This window comes from Neisseria sp. P0021.S006, assembly GCF_051956895.1.
The window spans coordinates 1-583 of record NZ_JBQCWZ010000917.1 but is presented as its reverse complement, the minus strand read 5'-3'; the positions used below and the strand labels follow the sequence as shown (position 1 = coordinate 583).

The following is a 583-nucleotide window of genomic DNA, read 5'->3' as shown; positions in this document are numbered from 1 at the left end:
GTCCAGGGCTTGGATTTGTCGGACGAATTCAGCCAAAAACGTATTGCCGCTACGCTGGCCGAATTGGAAGAAGAGCGTTCAGCCATCCAGGATCTACTCTAAAACAAAGGCCGTCTGAAAACCAAATTTCAGGCGGCCTAAATAATTAAATGCCCGTTCTACAATCATTTTTAAAAACTAGAATGGTACTCTTTGTCCTTGTTTATCTTTAAGATGCCATTGACCTGCCGGTGTACAACCGCCACCACTACCACCGACAGCATAATGATCACAATTCGGATCAAGACGTTTTCCTTGAGAATATGAGCCATTTGTCAAACCATCCCCATCAAAGGAACTGCACGCGCCGGTAAAAGCTACGCAAAACAGGACTAAAATTTTCTTAAACATTCACATCACCTTTTTTCAAACATTGCAGCCTAGATAAAGTTCCCACGCTATCGATATAAGCCACACTGTGTGAGCAAAAAGAACCAATCCTGCCTTGCTCACTGTTGTATTGCCGCCGATATAGGTACCAAAATTTCCGCTGCCTTCGCTTAAAGAAAAACTAACTCCATAAATTTGGAATACACATATAATG

1 protein-coding gene and 1 pseudogene are annotated in these 583 nt (G+C 42.4%); one reads left to right on the top strand and one right to left on the bottom strand.

Annotated features, from left to right (window positions below; translation table 11 throughout):
- Positions 1–102 (top strand): annotated as a pseudogene (locus ACTHUM_RS17890) (malate dehydrogenase); the annotation flags it as partial.
- A 75-nt stretch (positions 103–177) separates the two neighbouring features.
- Here ACTHUM_RS17890 and ACTHUM_RS17885 read toward each other — a convergent pair.
- On the bottom strand, positions 178–390 hold the full coding sequence (locus ACTHUM_RS17885) for a hypothetical protein (protein ID WP_219088512.1): 213 nt from the start codon (positions 388–390) through the stop codon (positions 178–180).
- Between the last annotated feature and the right edge of the window lie 193 nt (positions 391–583).